The organism is Methylobacterium carpenticola (genome assembly GCF_042748905.1).
In the GTDB taxonomy this organism is placed as follows: Bacteria; Pseudomonadota; Alphaproteobacteria; order Rhizobiales; family Beijerinckiaceae; genus Methylobacterium; species Methylobacterium carpenticola.
On the sequence record NZ_JBHZEO010000001.1, the window covers coordinates 5,534,026 to 5,551,643 of the forward strand.

Genomic DNA, 17,618 nt, shown 5'->3' on the forward strand with positions numbered 1-17,618 from the left:
GGTATCCCGCCGTGCCGGAACCTGCCCGCGACCCGGGTACCGGGTCAGGACGCTTCAGACACGCTTCCGGGATGCCGATGCGCACCGCATGAAGACAGCTCTGATCACCGGCATCACCGGTCAGGACGGCGCCTATCTGGCGCAACTCCTCCTTGAGAAGGGCTACGCCGTACACGGCCTCGTGCGCCGCTCCAGCGGCATGGAGATCAACGATGCCCGCCTGCGCTGGCTCGGCATCGCCGACGCGGTGCACCTCGTCGACGGCGACGTGACCGACCTGTCGAGCCTCCTCCGGGCTGTCCGGACGGCGCGGCCGGACGAAGTCTACAACCTCGCGGCGCAATCCTCCGTGATGACTTCCTGGCATCAGCCTCTGCTCACCGGCGGCGCGACCGCCCTCGGCTGCGTCGGCGTGCTGGAGGCGGTGCGGACCGAGCGGCCGGAGGCGCGGATCTGCCAGCCCTCCTCCTCGGAGATGTTCGGCCGCGTTCGCGAGTCGCCGCAGACCGAGGCGACGCCGTTCTTCCCGCGCTCGCCCTACGCGGCGGCCAAGGCCTACGCGCACTGGATGACCGTGAACTACCGCGAGAGCTTCGGCCTGCACGCGTCGAGCGGGATCCTGTTCAACCACGAGAGCCCGCTGCGCGGGATCGAATTCGTGACCCGGAAGGTCACGGACGGGATCGCACGGATCAAGCTCGGCCTCGCGACCGAGCTGCGGCTCGGCAACATCGACGTCGCGCGCGACTGGGGGCACGCGCGCGATTACGTCCGGGCGATGTGGCTGATGCTGCAGCAGGAGGTCCCCGACGACTACGTGATCGCCACGGGACGGACCGTCACCGTGCGGGAGATGTGCGGGATCGCCTTCGGCTACGCCGGCCTCGACATGGAGCGCCACCTCGTGATCGACGCGGCCCTGTTCCGGCCAGCCGAGGCCGCCACCTTGCAGGGCGACGCCTCCAAGGCCCGGGCCCGGCTCGGCTGGGCGCCCGAGGTCACGCTGGAAGCGATGATTCACGAGATGGTCGAGGCGGACCTGCGGCGCCTGTCGGGCGACGCGCAGGGCGTGCCCGTGCGGGAGCGCCCGGCCCGCGCGCCGTGACGCCGCGCGGGGACAGACCGTCCCCGGCACGGGGCATCGGGGGATGGTCGGCTCGATCACCGTCCGGCGCCGGCGCGCTCGGCCACGCCAACATCCTGACGATGGAGCGTGCCCCGAAAGGTCTCTCGCCCGGGATGGTCCCGCATCAGCGGCTCAAGGGCAAACCCGCACTGGCTCATACGGTTTCCGGATGATCGCTTCGCGATGCGGAAACCGGCCTCGCTCAGGCGCCGCGCGGGCTCGTGATACGGTTTCCGAAAGTGATCTTCCGGAAACCGTATCAGTCGAACGTGAAGTTCGCCGCGGTGAGCGCGCGCAGCTCGGTATTCTGCAAGGTCAGCGTGTCACCCGTGCCGTAATCGATCACCGTGTCCGAACCGTCCTGCCGACTCGCCGCCAGGACCGCGGCGAAGGACGAGAAGGCCCCGTTGTTGAACGCGATCACATCCGCGTCCGGTCCGTCGATGACGAAGTCCCGAACCAGATCGGCCCCATCGCCGCGTCCGAAGGCGAAGATGTCGGAGCCGTCCCCGCCCACCAGCGTATCGGCGCCGGCATTGCCGAACAGCAGGTCGTCACCCGCGCCGCCGAACAGCAGGTCGTCACCCTCGCCGCCGCTCAGGTCGTCGTTGCCACCGCCGCCGAACAGGGTGTCGTTGCCCTGCTGGCCCAGCACGCGGTCATTGCCCGCGTCGCCGGAGACCCGGTCGTTGCCGGTCCCGCCATAGACGGCGTCGTCGCCCTCGCCGCCCGTCACCTCGTCGTCGCCGTCGTCGCCGTAGACGGCGTCGTTGCCCAGGCCGCCATCGACGCGGTCGTTGCCGTAGCCGCCGGAGACGAAGTCGTCGCCCGCATCGCCCCGGACCAGGTCGTCGCCGTCCTGGCCGAACACGACGTCGTTGCCCTCGCCACCGGAGACGAAGTCGTCGCCCGTGCCGCCATAGACGCGGTCGTTGCCGGCCTCGCCGTAGACGCCGTCGCGGCCCTCGTCCCCGAACAGCAGGTCGTCGCCGTCCTCGCCGTGCACCTCGTCGTTGCCGTACCCGCCCGACGCGAAGTCGTTGCCCGATCCGGCCCCGATGAAGTCGTCGTCGTCCTGGCCGAACAGCACGTCGTCGCCGAGTTCGCCGAACACCGTGTCGTTGCCCGTTCCGCCGAACAGCGAGTCATTGCCTTCGCCGCCGAGCACGCTGTCGTCGCCCTCGTCGCCGAACAGCGTGTCATTGCCGCCGGCGCTGGCCACGGTGTCGTTGCCGCCCCCGCCGTGCAGGATGTCGTCATCGGCACCGAGATACAGGTACTGCCGGTTGCCATCGCCGTAGACGATCTGCTGGCCGTCGCCCCCCACCAGCGTGGCGTTGCCGACCACGGCGACGAACTCGATGTTGTCGAGCCGGATGGTCACGGGGCCCGGCACCGCGGTGGTGTCGATCACCAGGGCAGTCGGCATCGTGCTGCCGGTGCCGGTGCCACCCAACGTGTTGCCGCTCACCCGCATCTGCACCGGCTGCCCGGGGGCCAGGCCCGGCGCGCGGATGTCGATGGCGCGGACGAGGAGCAGGGCCTGCGAGGACAGCTCGGCGAGGAAGCCCGAGCCGCCGCCGGTCAGGTCGGCCCGCGAGGCCGTCCCCTGGCCGGTGCGGGCCTCGATGGCGGCGATCAGGCCGGCCAGCCCGGTCTGGGCCTGGCTGGCGGTCTGCCGCTCGGCGCTGCCGGTGGCGACGACACCCACCCCGGTGGGAACGCTGACCGTCAGGGTGGCGACGCTGGAGGACTGACCGGTCTGTGGATCGACGACCGTCTCGCGAACCACCGGCACGTCGGCGAGATCGGGGTTGCTGCTGCTGGTGTCCTCGACGCGGCTGGCGTCGGTCGCCGCGATCGTCACAGTGGCGACACGGCTGCCGTCGGTACCGGTGACGACCTCCGAGTTGACGGTAGCACCGTCTATGGTCACCGGCCCAGTGACGGGTGCGACCGGGTCGGGGACGGTCGCGGTCAGCTTCTGCGTCGCCGCCGTGACGGGGGCCGAGGCGTTGCCCGCCGGATCCGTCAGGCGGAGCGCCAGCGTGAGGGTTCCGTCGCCCAGGCTGGACAGGTCCAGGCCGCTCACCCGGGTCGTGCCGGCGGTCGTCACGCCGCGACCGATGACTTGGCCGCCGCCCGAGGAGGTGATGGTCCAGGTGAAGGTGGCGCCGGCCTCGGCGCCGCCGATGAGGAAGGCGCTGCTTCTCTGCTCGACGGCGTCGATGCTTCCGTCCTCGAACAGCAGGGTCGCTGTGGGTGCGGTGGTGTCGAGGGTGAGCGTCTGCGTGCCGGCCGCGGAGAGGTTGCCGGCCGCGTCCCTGGCGGTCGCCGAGACGGCGTTGGGACCGTTCGGGTCGAGGCTCAGCGTGCCTGTCACCGGCACCGCAGTGGCGAGGTCGAGCGACCAGCTCCCGCCCGTCGCAATCGCGGTGTAGCTCGCACCGCCCACCGTCACGGTGACGGCGCTACCCGCCTCCGCTGTGCCAGTGAGGGTCGGGGTGGCGCTGTTGCTCAGCGCCGCGCTGGTGACCACCGGGGCATTCGGGGCGGTAGTGTCGAGGGTGAGCGTCTGCGTGCCGGCCGCGGAGACGTTGCCGGCGGCGTCCCTGGCGGTCGCCGAGACGGCGTTGGGACCGTTCGGGTCGAGGCTCAGCGTGCCCGTCACCGGCGTGGCGGTGGCGAGGTCGAGCGACCAGCTCCCGCCCGTCGCAATCGCGGTGTAGCTCGCACCGGCCACCGTCACGGTGACGGTGCTGCCCGCCTCCGCCGTGCCGGCCAGGGTCGGGGTGGTGCTGTTGCTCAGCGCCGCGCTGGTGACCACCGGGGCATTCGGGTTGGTGGTGTCGAGGGTGAGCGTCTGCGTGCCGGCCGCGGAGATGTTGCCGGCCGCGTCCTCGGCGGTCGCCGAGACGGCGTTGGGGCCGTTCGGGTCGAGGCTCAGCGCGCCGCTCACCGGCACCGCAGTGGCGAGGTCGAGCGACCAGCTCCCGCCCGTCGCAGTCGTGGTGTAGCTCGCACCGCCCACCGTCACGGTGACGGTGCTACCCGCTTCCGCCGTGCCGGCGAGGGTCGGGGTGGTGCTGTTGGTGAGCGCCGTCGTCACCACCGGGGCATCGGGGCTGGTGGTGTCGACGGTGACCGTCAGGGGGGCGGAGGCGAGGCTGGTGTTGCCGTAGACGTCGACCCGCGTCGCCGTGAGGGTGTGGGCACCCTCGCCGAGCCTGCTCGCCTGCGCCGCCCAGGCACCTCCGGCATCCGCCGTCGCGGCGCCGACGATCGTCGTGCCGTCGTAGAGGGCGATGACGTCGCCCGCCTGCGCCGTGCCGGTGATGGTCGGGGTGCGGCTGCGCGTCCTGAGATCATCCTGGACGCCCGTGTCCGAGGCCGGCGCGAGCGCGAGGCCGGTCGGGGCCGCGGCCGCGATGGCGATGTCGAGGAGGAGGGGGCCGGATCGGCCGCTGAGGTTCCCGGTGACGTCGACGGCCGAGGCCGTCAGCGTGTGAAGTCCGTCGGCGAGGTTCGGTGTGGTGAAGAGCCAGGTGCCGAGGCCGCTCGCCGTGACGGTGCCGATGGCGGTCCCGTTGTCGTAGAGCGTGACCGCGGCCCCGGCCTCGGCCGTGCCCTGGATCATCGGCGCGGCGATGTTGATCCGGCCGTCGCCGGCATCGCGCCCGGTGTCCTGGCCGGTGACGAGCATCGGCACGCTCGGCGTGTCGCCGGTCGTGTCGATGGTGACCGTTATGCCGTCGCGAGCGATGTTGCCGGCGCCGTCATCCGAACTGACGGAGAAGGTGTTCGCACCGGTGCCGAGCGGTCCGGCGGTGTAGAACCAGAGGCCCGAGCCGTTCGCCGTCACCGTCGCCACCGGCACCGTGGCAAGCGCGATGGTGACCGCTCGATTCGCACCCGCCTGACCGGTCAGGACCGGCTGGGTGTGCGACGTGATCCGATCGCCGACGAGGCCGGTGTCCGAGCCGCTATCCAGCCCGACCGTGACCGCGTCGGGCACCGTATCGATGGTGATGGTGAGCGATGCGGAGGCCGGGCTGGTATTGCCCGCCCGATCGACGATCGTGGCGAACAGCGCGTGCGGCGCGCCCGTGCCTCCGGTGAGTATCCGGTCGCTGGTGATCGCCCAGAAGCCGGCTCCGTCCGCGACGGCGGTGCCGAGAAGGGTCTCGATGCCGCCGGCCGCCGTCGCCGCACTCTCGTAAAGCATCACGACGCTGCCGGCCTCTGCGAGGCCGTTGACGGTCGGCCGCTGGCTCGCCGTGATGCCGTCGCCGAGGATTCCGCTATCGGACGCCGCGGCGAGCGCGAGACCGGCCGGCTGTGCGGCTGCGGTATCGACCGTGAGCGTGAGACCGGTCGATGCGGTGCCGGTATTGCCGGCCGCATCGGTGGCGACGGCGACGAGCGTGTGCACGGTCCCATCGGCCGAGCCGGACAGCGCGCTGCCGCTGGTGATCGTCCAAAGGCCGCCCGCCCCGGCCGTCGCGATGCCGAGGCTGGTGGTGCCCTCGTAGAGCACGACCCTGCTGCCGGCCTCTGCCGAACCCGTGACCGTCGGCGTCGTGACCGCGGTCACCCGGTCGCTGCCGGATGTCCCGCTGTCCGAGTTCCCGGCCAGGGTGAGCGCACTCGGCGCACCCGGTGCGGTGGTGTCGACCGTGACGTCGAGGACCGACGAGGCGATGCTGGTGTTGCCCGCGAGGTCGATCAGCCGGGCCGTCAGCGCGTGCGTGCCGTCCGACAGGCCGAGGCTCGTCACCGTGAAGGCGCCGTCGAGGCCCGCCGTGCCGGTGCCGACGAGGGCCAGGCCGTCGTAGAGCTGGACCAGCCCGCCCGCCTCCGCCGTGCCGACCTGGCCGACGAGCGTCGGCGTGCCCGTGTCGATCAGCCGGTCGGTCGATGAGAGCCCGCTGTCGACCGCCAGCGCGAGGCCGGTCGGCGTCGCGGCATCGGTATCGATCGTGACGGTGAGGGACGCCGAGGCGGCGGAGGTGTTGCCGGCCCGGTCGACCGCGACCGCCGTCAGCGTGTGTGTTCCGGCGCTCAGGGCCGTGGTCGCCGTCGACCAGACGCCGAGTCCGTTCGCGGTGGCGGTGCCGATCGCGGTCCCGCCGTCGAGCAGCGTGACGGTGCTGTTCGCCTCGGTGGTGCCGGTCACCGTGGGCGTCACGGTCCGGGTGATCCCGTCCGTGCTGGAGACGCCCGTATCGGTCGCGGCGGTGAGCGCGAGCGGCGAGAGCACGGGGGCCACGGTGTCGATGGTGACGGAGAGAGGGTTCGACGCCGCGCCCGTGTTCCCGGCCACGTCCGTGACCGTGACTCTCAGGCTGTGCTGACCATGCGTGAGCGAAGTCCCGGCCGCGACCGTGAACAAGCCCGTGCCGCCCGCGGTCGCCGTGCCGATCGCCGTGCTGCCGTCGAACAGCGTGACGGTGCCGTTGGCCTCGGCCGAGCCGATCAGGGCCGGCATCGCGATCCGGGTGATCCGGTCGGTGTTCGAGCTGCCGACGTCCGAGCCCGGAGCAAGCGCCAGGCCGGTCGCCGCGCTCGGTGCCACGGTGTCGATGGTGACCGCGAGCGGCGCGGATGCCACCGAGGTGTTGCCCGCCCGATCGACGAGCTGGGCCGTCAGGGTGTGCGCCCCGTTGGCGAGTGGGTTGCTCGTGAGCGTCCAGGCGCCCGCGCCGTCGGCGGTCGCCGTGCCCCGCACGGTCGCACCCTCGTAGAGGGTGATGACGCCGCCGGCTTCGGTCGTGCCCGCGAAGGTGGGCGTGCTGTCGTTGGTGATGGCGTCGCCCGTCGTGCCGCTGTCGCTCCGCAGCGCGGCCGCGTCCAGGGCGGGTGCGTCGGCCCGTGTGTCGATGGTGACCACGAGGTCGGCGGAGGGCACGGAGGTGTTGCCGGCCCGGTCCACGGCGATCGCCGTGAGGGTGCGGGCGCCGTCCGTCAGCGCCGCCGTCGTCAGCGTCCAGGCGCCGAGCGTGCCCGCCTGCGCGGTGCCGACCGCGCTTCCGTCGGCATGGACGGTGACGGTGCTGCCCGCCTCGGCCGTCCCGGTGAGAAGGGGCCGGTTCTGGGCGGTGACCCGGTCGCTGTTCGAGGCGCCCGTATCGGAGGCCGGCTCCAGGGCGAGGCTCGGCTGGCCGGTCGAGACATCGACCGAGACGGTGAATGGCGCGGAGGCCGCCGAGGTGTTGCCGGCCGGGTCGACGCTGCGCAGGGTCAGGCTGTGGTCGCCGGCACCGAGGCTCGCGCCCAGGATCGTGAAGGCGCCGGCGCCGTCCGCCGTCGCCGTGCCGAGGGACGTCCCTCTTCCGTAGAGCGTGACGACGCTCAGCGCCTCCGCCTGGCCGGCGATGTCCGGAAGCAGGAGGCGGGTCAGGCCGTCGCCCGGGACCCCCGTGTCGCTCGCGGCCGTGAGGGCGGCGCCGAAGGGAGCGTCGTTGACCGTGTCGATCGTGAGCGTCAGTCCGGCCGAGGCGGTGGAGCTGTTGCCCGCGAGATCGACCGCCGTGGCGGCCAGGGTGTGCACGCCGTCGGTCAGCGTCGGCGTGCGCAGGGACCACGCGCCCGCGCCATCGGCGGTCGCGATGCCGAGGAGCCGCGTCCCGTCGTGGAGCGAGACCGCGGCGCCGGCCTCGGCGGTGCCGGTGACGACCGGGGCCGCGACGTTGGTGAGCCGGTCGCCGAGGGTGCCGCTGTCGGAGCCGGCGTTCAGTGCGGGGGCGGATGGCGCGGCGATGGTGCGATCGACCGTGACGGTGAGCGCCGCCGAAGCCGCCGAGGTGTTGCCGGCCGGGTCGATCGCCGTCGCCGTAAAGGTATGCGCGCCCTCCGTGGCGCCCGCGAGGGTGAAGCTCCAGGCCCCGGTGCCGTCGGCCTGGACCGTGCCGACCGGGTTCGCGATGCCGCCGTCGTAGAGGGTGACGAGGCTGGCCCCCTCCGCCGACCCGGTGAGGGTGAGCGTCGAGGCCCGGGTCACGCGGTCGCTCGCCGACAGGCCGGTGTCGCTCGCCGCCGCGAGGGCGAGGGCGGAGGGCGTATCCGACGCGAGGTCGATCGTGAGGGCGAGCGCCGCCGAAGGTGCGCCGGTATTGCCCGCCGCGTCGGCCGCCCGCGCCGTCAGGCTGTGGAGACCCGCCGCGAGGGTGACGTTCGCGATGCTCCAGGCGCCGCTCGTCGCGTCCGCGGTCACGGCCGCGAGCGCGGTCCCGTTGTCGTAGAGGGTGACGAGACTGCCGGCCTCCGCCGTACCGCTGAAGGTCTGGACCGGCTCGCGCGTCACGCCGTCGCCCGGCGTGCCGGTGTCGGCCGAGGGAGCCGGGGCGGTGGGAGCACCGGGCGCCGTGCTGTCGACCGAGAGGACGAAGTCGGCCGAGGCGGCGCTGGTGTTGCCGGCGCGGTCCACGATCTGCGCGGTCAGGGTGTGCGTGCCGTCGCCGAGCGCCGCGGCGCCGACCGTCCAGGCACCGGACGCGGGATCGGCACTCCCCGTGCCGACGAGCTGGCTGCCCGCGTAGAGCGCGACGCTGCTGCCGGCCTCGGCCGTGCCGGTCACCGTGGGTGCGGTCTGGCGCGTGAGATGGCTGCCGCCGGTCCCGCGGTCGTCGGCGAGGGTCAGGATCGCGGGGGCCGCCGCGTCCGTGTCGACGGTGATGTCGAGCCCGGCGCTGGCGCTCCCGGTATTGCCCGCGACGTCGACCGCCCGCGCCGTCAGCGTGTGTACGCCCGCGCCGAGGGTCGCGGTTGCCGACCATGCGCCGTCCGCCGCGCTGGTCGCGTGACCGACCACGGTGGTGCGGTCGCTGTCGTAGAGGGTGACGAGGCTGCCGGCCTCCGCCGTTCCGGTGACGACCGGGGTCGTGGCCCGTGTGACGCGGTCGCTCGACGAGGCGCCCGTGTCCGATGCCGCCTGCAGCGCGAGCCCGCCCGCGTCGGGCCCCGTGGTGTCGATGGTGATCGTCAGCGGCGTCGAGGTGCCGAGCGTCGTGGTGCCGTCCAGGCCCATGGCGCGCAGAACGTGGGTTCCTTCGCCGAGCGCGGTGGCGGTGATCGCCCATGCGCCGGTGGTGTCGGCCGTCGTGGTGCCGACCACCGCCGTCGTGCCGTTGTCGTAGAGCGTGATCACGGCGTCGGCGAGGGCCGTGCCGGTGATGGTCGGCGCGGCGACCCGGGTGATGCGGTCGCCCGGGTCGGTGCCGCTGTCGCTGCCGGCCGCCAGCGCGAGCCCGCCTGGAATGCCCAGACGCCCGGCCAGGGTCAGCGTGATCTGCGCGCTGCCGACATTGCCGGCGGCGTCCATCGCCTGGGCCACCAGAGTGTAGGTGGCGGGCGCGAGGTCGGGCGTCTTGATGCTCCAGGCGCCGGCCGAGCCCGCGGTCGCCGTGCCGAGCACGGCTCCGCCCGAGGGGCTGCCGTAGAGGGTGACGAGGCTCCCGGCCTCCGCGGTGCCCGAGACGGTCGGCGCCACGCCGTCGGCATCGGCGGTGGGCGTGCCGATGGCCGGGGCGGTGGTGTCGATCGTGACCACGAACCCGGCCGAGGCTGCGCCGGTATTGCCGGCCCGGTCCGCGGCGACAGCCGTCAGGGTGTGGGGGCCGTCGATCAGGGTGTTGGCGGCCTGCACCGACCAGAGCCCGCTGACGGCGTCGGCCGTGCCGGTGCCGACGAGGGCGGTGCCGTCGTAGAGGTCGATCCGGCTGCCGCTCTCGGCGCTGCCGGTGATGACGGGCGCGGTCCGGTTCGTCACGCCGTCGCCGGCCGTGCCGCTGTCGGAGCCGCCGTCGAGGGCGAGTCCGGACGGGGCGGCCGGGGCCACGAGGTCGAGGGTGATGGCGAGTTCCGCGGAAGCCGCGCTGGTGTTGCCGGCCGGGTCGACGGCGACGGCCGTCAGGCTGTGGCCGCCGCCGGTGAGGACGGAACTGCTCACCGTCCAGGCGCCCTGTCCGTCTGCCGTGCCGGTGCCCAGAAGGGTCTGTCCCTCGTAGAGCCGGACGCGATCGCCCGCCTCGGCGAGGCCGCGGATGGCGGGGGTCGACAGGCGGGTGATCCCGTCGCCCGGGTCGCCGGTATCGGAGGCGGCCGTGAGGGCGAGGCCCGTGGGCGCCGGCGGGCTGGTCAGGTCGATGGTGACGGTGAGGCCGCTGCCGTCGCGGGTGTTGCCGGCCGCGTCGCGGGCCCGGGCCGAGACCGTGTGGGTGCCCTCGCCGAGGGTGCTCGACGTGATCGTCCAGAGGCCCGCCCCGTCGGCGGTGCCGGCTCCCACCAGGGAGCCGCCGACCAGAAGGTCGATCGTGCTGCCGGCCTCCGCGCTGCCCGTGAAGGTGGGTGCGGCGACCCGCGTGATCTGGTCGCTGTTCGAGGTGCCGGTGTCCGAGGCTGGCGCCAGCGTCGGCGCGGAGGGCGCGGTCGGCGGCGTGGTGTCGATCGTGACGGTGAGCGATCCCGACGGAACGCTGGTGTTGCCCGCGCGGTCGACGGCGCGGGCGGACAGGGTGTGCGCACCCTCCGAGAGGGTGCCCAGGGTGAGCTGCCACTGGCCCGACGCGTCCGCACTCGCGCTGCCGAGCAGCGCGCCGTTCTCGATCAGGCTGACGACGGCGAAAGCTTCCGCGCTGCCGGCGATGACCGGCGCGTTGACGGCGGTCAGGTCGTCGCCCGCGATCCCCGTGTCGGAGGCGAGGTCCAGGGCCAGGGTCGGGGCCGCCAGCGAGGTGTCGATCGTCACCTCCAGCTGGCTTGAGGCCGTGCCGGTATTGCCGGCCGCGTCCATGGCGCGCGCGGTGAAGGTGTAGGTGCCCTCCGTCAGGGGCTGGGCGGCGGCAATCGACCAGACGCCGGCGCCGTTCGCGGTCGCCGTGCCGATCGCGAGGGCGCCGTCGTAGAGCGTGACGGTGCTGCCCGCCTCCGCCGAGCCCGTCAGGGTCGGCTGCACGACGTTCGTGAGGCCGTCGGTGGTCGAGGCGCCGGTGTCGGAACCCGGCGCGAGTCCCAGGGTCGGGGCGGCCGGCGCCGTGGTGTCGATGGTCAGGAAGAGGAAGGCGGAGGCGGCGCTCTCCGTGCCGGAGGCGACGCTCCGCGCCATCAGGGTCCAGGCGCCGTCGGCCAGGGCCGTGCCCGTGGTGATCGACCAAAGGCCCGCGGCGTCGGCCGTGCCGCTTCCGAGGGCGAGGACGGTGGCTCCGCTGGGCGGCGCGCCGTAGAGGTTGATCACGCTCCCGGCCGCCGCGGTGCCGGTCAGGGTCGGAACGGCCGTGCCGGTCCGCAGGTCGCCCTGAACGCCGGTATCGGATGCGCTGGCGAGGGAGGGAGCGGACGGAGCCGCGGGGGCGGTTGCCGAGAACGGGAAGACCACCTGGCGGCTCTGGCCGGTGACGTCCAGGGTCTGGCCGGTCTGCGCGACATAGAGGGTTTCGACATCGCTGACGAAGATCGTGCCGGCCGCCTCGGTCAGGATGACGACGTCGGTGCCCGCGCCGCCGATCAGGGTCTCCACCGCCTCGACCGCGACCGTGTTGCCGCCCGCGTCGAGAAGGACGACGTCGGTACCAGCGCCGCCGGCCAGGGTCTCGATCCCGGCGACCTGCATGGTCGTGCCGCGGGCCGAGGCGGCGGCCGTCAGGCCGATGACGTCGGTGCCTGAGCCGCCGATCAGGGTCTCCACGGCCTCGACCGCGACCGTGTTGCCGCCCATGTCGAGGAGGAAGACCTCGGTGCCGACCCGGCCGACGAGCGTCTCGACCGCCGACACCGACAGGGTGCCGCCGCCATTGTTGAGGGAGACGATCGCGTCCTGGCCGGACGTGCCGATGATGGTCTCGATCAGCGAGACCAGCATCGTGTTGCCGGCGGTGTTCCACGGGATCGGCCCCGTGCCGACGATCGGCGTGCCGTCCAGCATCGTCAGCTGCACGACGTCGTTGCCGCCACCGCCGATCAGGGTGTTGAGGCTCCCCACCGTGACGGTGTTGCCCTGGTCCAGCAGGATGGCCGTGTTCCTGGAGCTGGTTCCGCCGACGATCATCTCAATGCTCGAGACGGCGACGGTGCCGCCGCCCGACGCAACATTGGCGCTTCCGGCCTTCCACCCGAGCGCCGCGACGTCCCGGGCGGCGGATCCGATCACCGTCTCGACGAAGGCGACGCCGATAGTGCCCCCGCCGGCGAGGGTGAGGACGTCGCTGAAACTCGTGCCGGCGTTGCCGAGGAAGATCTCGATGCCGGTCAGGCTGACGGTATTGCTGCCGCTCGCGTTGGTCGCGATGAGATCCATACCGCCCGCGGTACCGATCAGCGTCTCGACGAAGGAGACCGCCGTCGTGGTCCCGATCTCGCCGGCGGCGCCGAAGGTGATGACGTCCTTGCCGGCCCCGCCGATGATCGACTTGAGGTAACCGACCGACATCGTGTTGCCGGCGGTGCTGGTCAGGGCGATCAGACCGGTGCCGGTCGTGGCACCGAGGACAGTCTCGATGCCCTCCACCGCCATCGTGGATCCGGTGCTGGCGATCTGGACGACGTCCCGGCCGCCGCTGCCGTACATCGTCTCGAGGAAACTGACCGAGATCGTGCTCCCGCCGTTGGACGGCAGCAGCGTGACGACCTCCTTGCTGGTGATGGACCGGGCGCCGGTGATGTGATCGAGCTGGGTGACGGTGAGCGTGCTGCCCCTCGTGTTCAGAGTGACGCCGCGGGTGCCGTTCCCGACGATGCCGCTCCAGACCTCGGTACTGCTGAAGACGTAGTCGGAACCCGTCGAGAGCGTGAGCGTCCCACCAGCCGCCATCGGTCGGATCCCATCCACCTTCTGCGGGACGATCGCGGCTCGTCAGCCGTCCGCCCCCATCCATCGAACACGCCCGGATCATCCGGTGCGCTAGCCAGGGCCCACGCGCCCGACCACCGGTGATGCGTGCCCAGATGTGATGAAGGACCGGTTAACCGGTCCTGCCCGGCGCCGCACACGGTCCGCACGAGACGATCGCGCAGGCCGCCATCGACATCGGATGACAAGTCGAAGACGAGAACCATCTTCGATTCGTCTGAGCAATGTCCTGAAGGGCTTCGCCGATCCGGATGGACGGCGTGAGTGAACTGTCGCCGGGACCGTGGCGATGCCCGTCCCGACGCGGCATTCACTCCGATTGATTCTGTACCCGGTCCGCGGCGAGACTGGGAAGGGGGGCGTTTCGGTCATCCATGGGTTGTGCCGGGGGGTGTGCTGTTTTGGCGACAGGGACGGCTGTGGACGCGGTCGATGGATCCGTCGGGCGCCTGATCTCGGAGGGGATCGATCATCTCGGGGCCGGGCGCGTCGAGGCGGGGATCGCGAGCCTTCGGGCGGCCCTGGCCGGGGCGCCGGGTCGCCGGGACGCCCTGCTCGTGCTCGGTCTCGCCGCGGCGCGTGCGGGCCGGACCGAGGAGGCGGTCGAGGCCCTGACGGCCGTGCTCGGACGCGACCCCGAGCAGCCGGATGCGCTCTTCCACCTCGCCGACCTGCTCGCCCGCGGTCCCCGCGCGCCGGAGGCGATCGGCCTGCTGCGCCGGCTGCTGCGCCTGCGCACCGACTATCCGGGCGCCGCTCTCCTCCTCGGAACGCTGATGGTCGCCGGTGGCGAGCCCGCGGCGGCCGAGGCCGCTCTCCGCCTCGCCCTGATCGACGCTCCCGGCGCGGCCGGGGCCGCCAACAATCTCGGGGCGGCCCATATGGCGCGCCGCCGCCTCGGGCCGGCGGAAACCTGGTACCGGCGCGCCGTCGCGGCCGATCCCGCCGACCCGCACCACGCCAAGAATCTCGGCATCTGCCTGCTGGCCGCGGGGCGGCTCGCGGAGGGTTTCCGGCACTACGAGGCGCGCCTGCTCCAGCCGGTCTGGCGCTGGCGCCCGGATTTCGGGCCGGTTCCCCTCTGGCGCGGCGAGCCGCTCACCGGCCGGACCATCCTGGTGCATTTCGAGCAGGGCCTCGGCGACAGCGTGCAGTTCGTCCGCTACCTGCCGCTCCTGAAGGCGATGGGCGCCCGCACGGTCTTTCTGTGCCAAGCCCCCCTCCGGGGCCTGCTCGCGAGCGCGCCCGGCATCGACAGGCTCGTCGCCGAGGGCGAGGACCTGCCGCCCTTCGACTGCCATCAGAGCCTGATGAGCCTGCCCTATCTCTGCGGCACGCGCCGGGAGACGATCCCGGCCGCTCTGCCCTATCTCGCGCCGGAGGCGGCGCGCGCCGCGGCCTGGGCCCGCCGCCTGCCGCGTCGGGGCCTGCGCATCGGCATCCACTGGCGCGCGAGCGGCGCCCTCCGGGCGATCCCTCTCGCGGCTTTCGCGCCGCTGGCCGCCCTGCCGGGCGTCTCCCTGCACAGCCTCCAGCGCGTCGAGGGGCTGGACGAGCTGGCCGAACACGGGGCCCGGCTCGGGATCGCCCAGGCCGACGCGGATCCGGACGGGGACGCGGACGGCTTTGCCGACGTGGCCGCGCTCGCGGCCAATCTCGACCTGATGGTCTGCTGCGATTCCTCCGTGGCCCACGTCGCGGGGGCGCTCGGCCGGCCGGTCTTCCTGGTCCTGCCCTGGATGGGCGACTGGCGCTGGATGGAGGATCCCGAGCGGACGCCCTGGTATCCGGGCCACCGCCTGTTCCGCTGCCCGCGCCCGGGGGACTGGGCCGGCGCGATGGCCCGGGTCGCGGCCGCGGTCGCCGCCCTCGTCCGGGATGGGGCAGGCGCGGGCGGCACCGCGACGCTCCCGCCTCGCGTCCGGGACGCATCCCGGATGATGGAGACGGCGCTGCAGGCCTATCTGGACGGCCGGCTCGACCGGGCGGAGACCCTGGGCCGCGACGCCCTCGCCGCGACGCCGGAGCGTGCGGACATTCGGCTGCTCCTCGGCGCGATCGCCGCCGCCGCCGGGCGGCCGGAACCGGCCGCGGCTTTGTTCCGGGACGCGCTCTCCCTCGATCCGGGCATCGCGGATGCCTGCGTCAATCTCGGCCGGCTGCTCTGCGAGCAGGGCGATGAGAGGGAAGGCCTGCGCCTTCTGAACCGGGCGGTGACGCTCGATCCGGAGCACGGCGAGGCCTGGCTGATCCGGGGCGCCGCCCGCCTGGCGGCCGGCGACCGGGCGGCTTCCGACCTCGACCGGGCCGTCGCCCTGCGGCCCGAGGACGTGCGGGCCCGCATCCTGCTCGGCGCGGCGCTGCGGGCGGAGGGCCGCGCCGCCGCGGCCCGGAGCGTCCACGAGGCGGCCGTCGTGTGGGCGCCCGAGTCGGTCGAGGCCTGGCACGAGCTCGGCCATACGCGGCGCGGGGCGGGGGACGGCGCGGGCGCCGCCCGGGCCTACCGGCGCGCCGCCCGCCTCGATCCGGACCGGGGCGACATCCTCAGCGCAGGGCTGTTCTCGAGCCGCGCGTCCGGCGACTGGGAGGCGGACGAGGCGATCACGGCGCGCCTGCGGGCGGTCGCGGCGGCGGACGGCGTCGTCCTGCCCCTGGTCAACCTGCTGATCGACGACGATCCGGCCCGGCAGCTCCGCTCGGCCCGGGCCTTCCGGCGGACGATGCTCGGCCCGGTTCCCGCCTGGGGGCCGCCCGACCGGCCGGAGGATCCGGAGCGGCCCCTCACGGTCGGCTACGTGTCGGCCGATTTCCACGAGCACGCCACCGCCTATCTGGCCGCCGAGGTGTTCGAGCTCCACGACCGGGCGGGCTTCCGCGCGGTCGGCTACGCCACGCGGCCGGACGACGGCGGCCCGATGCGCCGGCGGCTCCGGGCGGCCTTCGACCGCTTCCACGAGGTCGCCGGCCTTCCGGACGCCGCGCTCGCCGAGCGGATCCGCGCCGACGGGATCGATATCCTGGTCGATCTCAAGGGCCCCACCGAGCACGGCCGGCACCGGCTCTGGCGGCGGCGCCTCGCGCCGCTGCAGGTGCACTGGCTCGGCTATCCCAGCACGCTCGGCGGCGCGGCGGTCGATTATCTGATCGGCGATCCCGTGGTCACGCCGCCCGAGCACCAAGCCTTCTTCGACGAGCGGCTGGTGCGCCTGCCCGACACCTACCAGCCGAACGATCGTCGGCGGCCCCGCGCCGCCGCGCCCCCCGCGCGCAGGGCGCTCGGGCTGGCGGAGGACGCCTTCGTGTTCGCCGCCCTGAACGCGCCCCACAAGATCGGTCCGGCGCTCTTCGCCCGCTGGATGCGCCTGCTCGGGCGGCGGCCCGGCGCGCAGCTCTGGCTCACCGCGCCGGACGCCGCCTGCTTCGCGCGGATGCGGGCGCGGGCCGCCGCTTCCGGCATCGCGCCGGAGCGCCTGGTCTGGGCCGCGCCCCTGCCGCAGGCCGAGCATCTGGCCCGCATCGGCGCGGCGGATCTGTGCCTCGACAGCTTCCCCTATACCGGCCACACCACGACCTCGGACGCCCTCTGGGCCGGGGTTCCGGTCGTGACCTGCCTCGGCGAGGGCTTCGCCGCCCGCGTCGCCGCGAGCCTGCTGCGGGCGGCCGGCCTGCCGGAGCTTGTCGCCGCCTCCCCCGACGCCTACGAGGAGCTCGCCTCCTGCCTCGCCGCGGAGCCGGAGCGGCTCGCCGGCCTTCGGCGGCGGCTGGCGGAGGGGCGCGGCACCTGTCCGCTCTTCGACACGCCGCGCTTCGTCCGCCACCTGGAGAGCGCGTGGCGCCGGATGTGGCGGCGCCACGCGGCGGGATTGCCGCCGGAGGCGTTCTGCGTGGAGCCGGCCGTTTGATGCGAGTGTCCGGACGATGACCTCCGGAAACCGCACCTCCGGCCCGCGCGGCGCTTGAGCGAAGCCGGTTTTCGCATCGCGACGCGATAAGCCGGAAACCCTATGACGGAAGCGGATCCGAAGACCCGATGAGCATGTCCGGACATCACGCGGCGGCGATCGCCTACCTGGAGGAGTCCCGCGACGTGCTCCAGCGGGCGATCGACGACCCGGCCTTCCTCGACGCCCTGACGCGCGCGGCGGACCGGGTGGCGGGGGCGCTCGCCTCGGGCGGCAAGCTCCTGGCGCTCGGCAACGGCGGCAGCGCGGCGGACGCGCAGCACATCGCCGGGGAGCTGCTCTCGCGCCTGAACTACGACCGGGCGCCGGCTGCGGCGCTCGCGCTGACCACCGACACCTCCGTGCTCACCGCCATCGGCAACGATTACGGCTACGAGGCGGTCTTCGCCCGTCAGGTCCGCGCCCTCGGGCGGGCGGGCGACGTGCTGCTCGCGCTCTCCACCTCCGGCCGCTCGCCGAGCGTGCTGCGGGCGATGGAGGCGGCCCGCGCCGGGGGCCTCGTCGTCCTCGCCTTCACGGGACGGGGCGGCGGCGCCATGCCGGAGCGGGCCGACCTCGTGCTGCACGCGCCCACGGACCGGACGCCGCTGATCCAGCAGGTGCACATCGCCGCCGCCCACATCCTGTGCGGGCTCGTCGAGGAGCGCCTGTTCCCGCGCCCGGAGGCCTGAGATGGCGCAGGTTTGAG

4 protein-coding genes are annotated in these 17,618 nt (G+C 73.5%); 3 read left to right on the forward strand and 1 reads right to left on the reverse strand.

Annotated elements, in window-relative coordinates; all coding sequences use genetic code 11:
- The first annotated feature begins 88 nt into the window (after nucleotides 1-88).
- Complete coding sequence (locus ACE101_RS25665; RefSeq protein WP_379135791.1) at nucleotides 89-1,105, forward strand: GDP-mannose 4,6-dehydratase; 1,017 nt, start codon at nucleotides 89-91, stop codon at nucleotides 1,103-1,105.
- Nucleotides 1,106-1,385: 280 nt separating this feature from the next.
- On the opposite strand, the gene ACE101_RS25670 is transcribed toward ACE101_RS25665, so the two are convergent.
- Nucleotides 1,386-12,929, reverse strand: coding sequence for an Ig-like domain-containing protein (locus tag ACE101_RS25670; protein WP_379135793.1), 11,544 nt, complete (start codon nucleotides 12,927-12,929; stop codon nucleotides 1,386-1,388).
- A 458-nt stretch (nucleotides 12,930-13,387) separates the two neighbouring features.
- Here ACE101_RS25670 and ACE101_RS25675 point away from each other — a divergent pair, with 458 nt between their 5' ends.
- Both ACE101_RS25675 and ACE101_RS25680 read left to right on the forward strand, forming a co-directional pair.
- A complete protein-coding gene (locus ACE101_RS25675) occupies nucleotides 13,388-16,870 on the forward strand; it encodes an O-linked N-acetylglucosamine transferase family protein (RefSeq protein WP_379135796.1) in 3,483 nt (1,160 codons plus the stop codon).
- Nucleotides 16,871-16,998: 128 nt separating this feature from the next.
- On the forward strand, nucleotides 16,999-17,601 hold the full coding sequence (locus ACE101_RS25680; protein WP_379135799.1) for an SIS domain-containing protein: 603 nt from the start codon (nucleotides 16,999-17,001) through the stop codon (nucleotides 17,599-17,601).
- Nucleotides 17,602-17,618: the final 17 nt, after the last annotated feature.

What these genes read in the sequence shown, in the direction of transcription:
- ACE101_RS25665 (WP_379135791.1), top strand. Translation starts at nt 89, where the DNA reads ATGAAGACAGCTCTGATCACCGGCATCACCGGTCAGGACGGCGCCTAT.
- ACE101_RS25670 (WP_379135793.1), bottom strand. Translation starts at nt 12,929, where the DNA reads ATGGCGGCTGGTGGGACGCTCACGCTCTCGACGGGTTCCGACTACGTC.
- ACE101_RS25680 (WP_379135799.1), top strand. Translation starts at nt 16,999, where the DNA reads ATGAGCATGTCCGGACATCACGCGGCGGCGATCGCCTACCTGGAGGAG.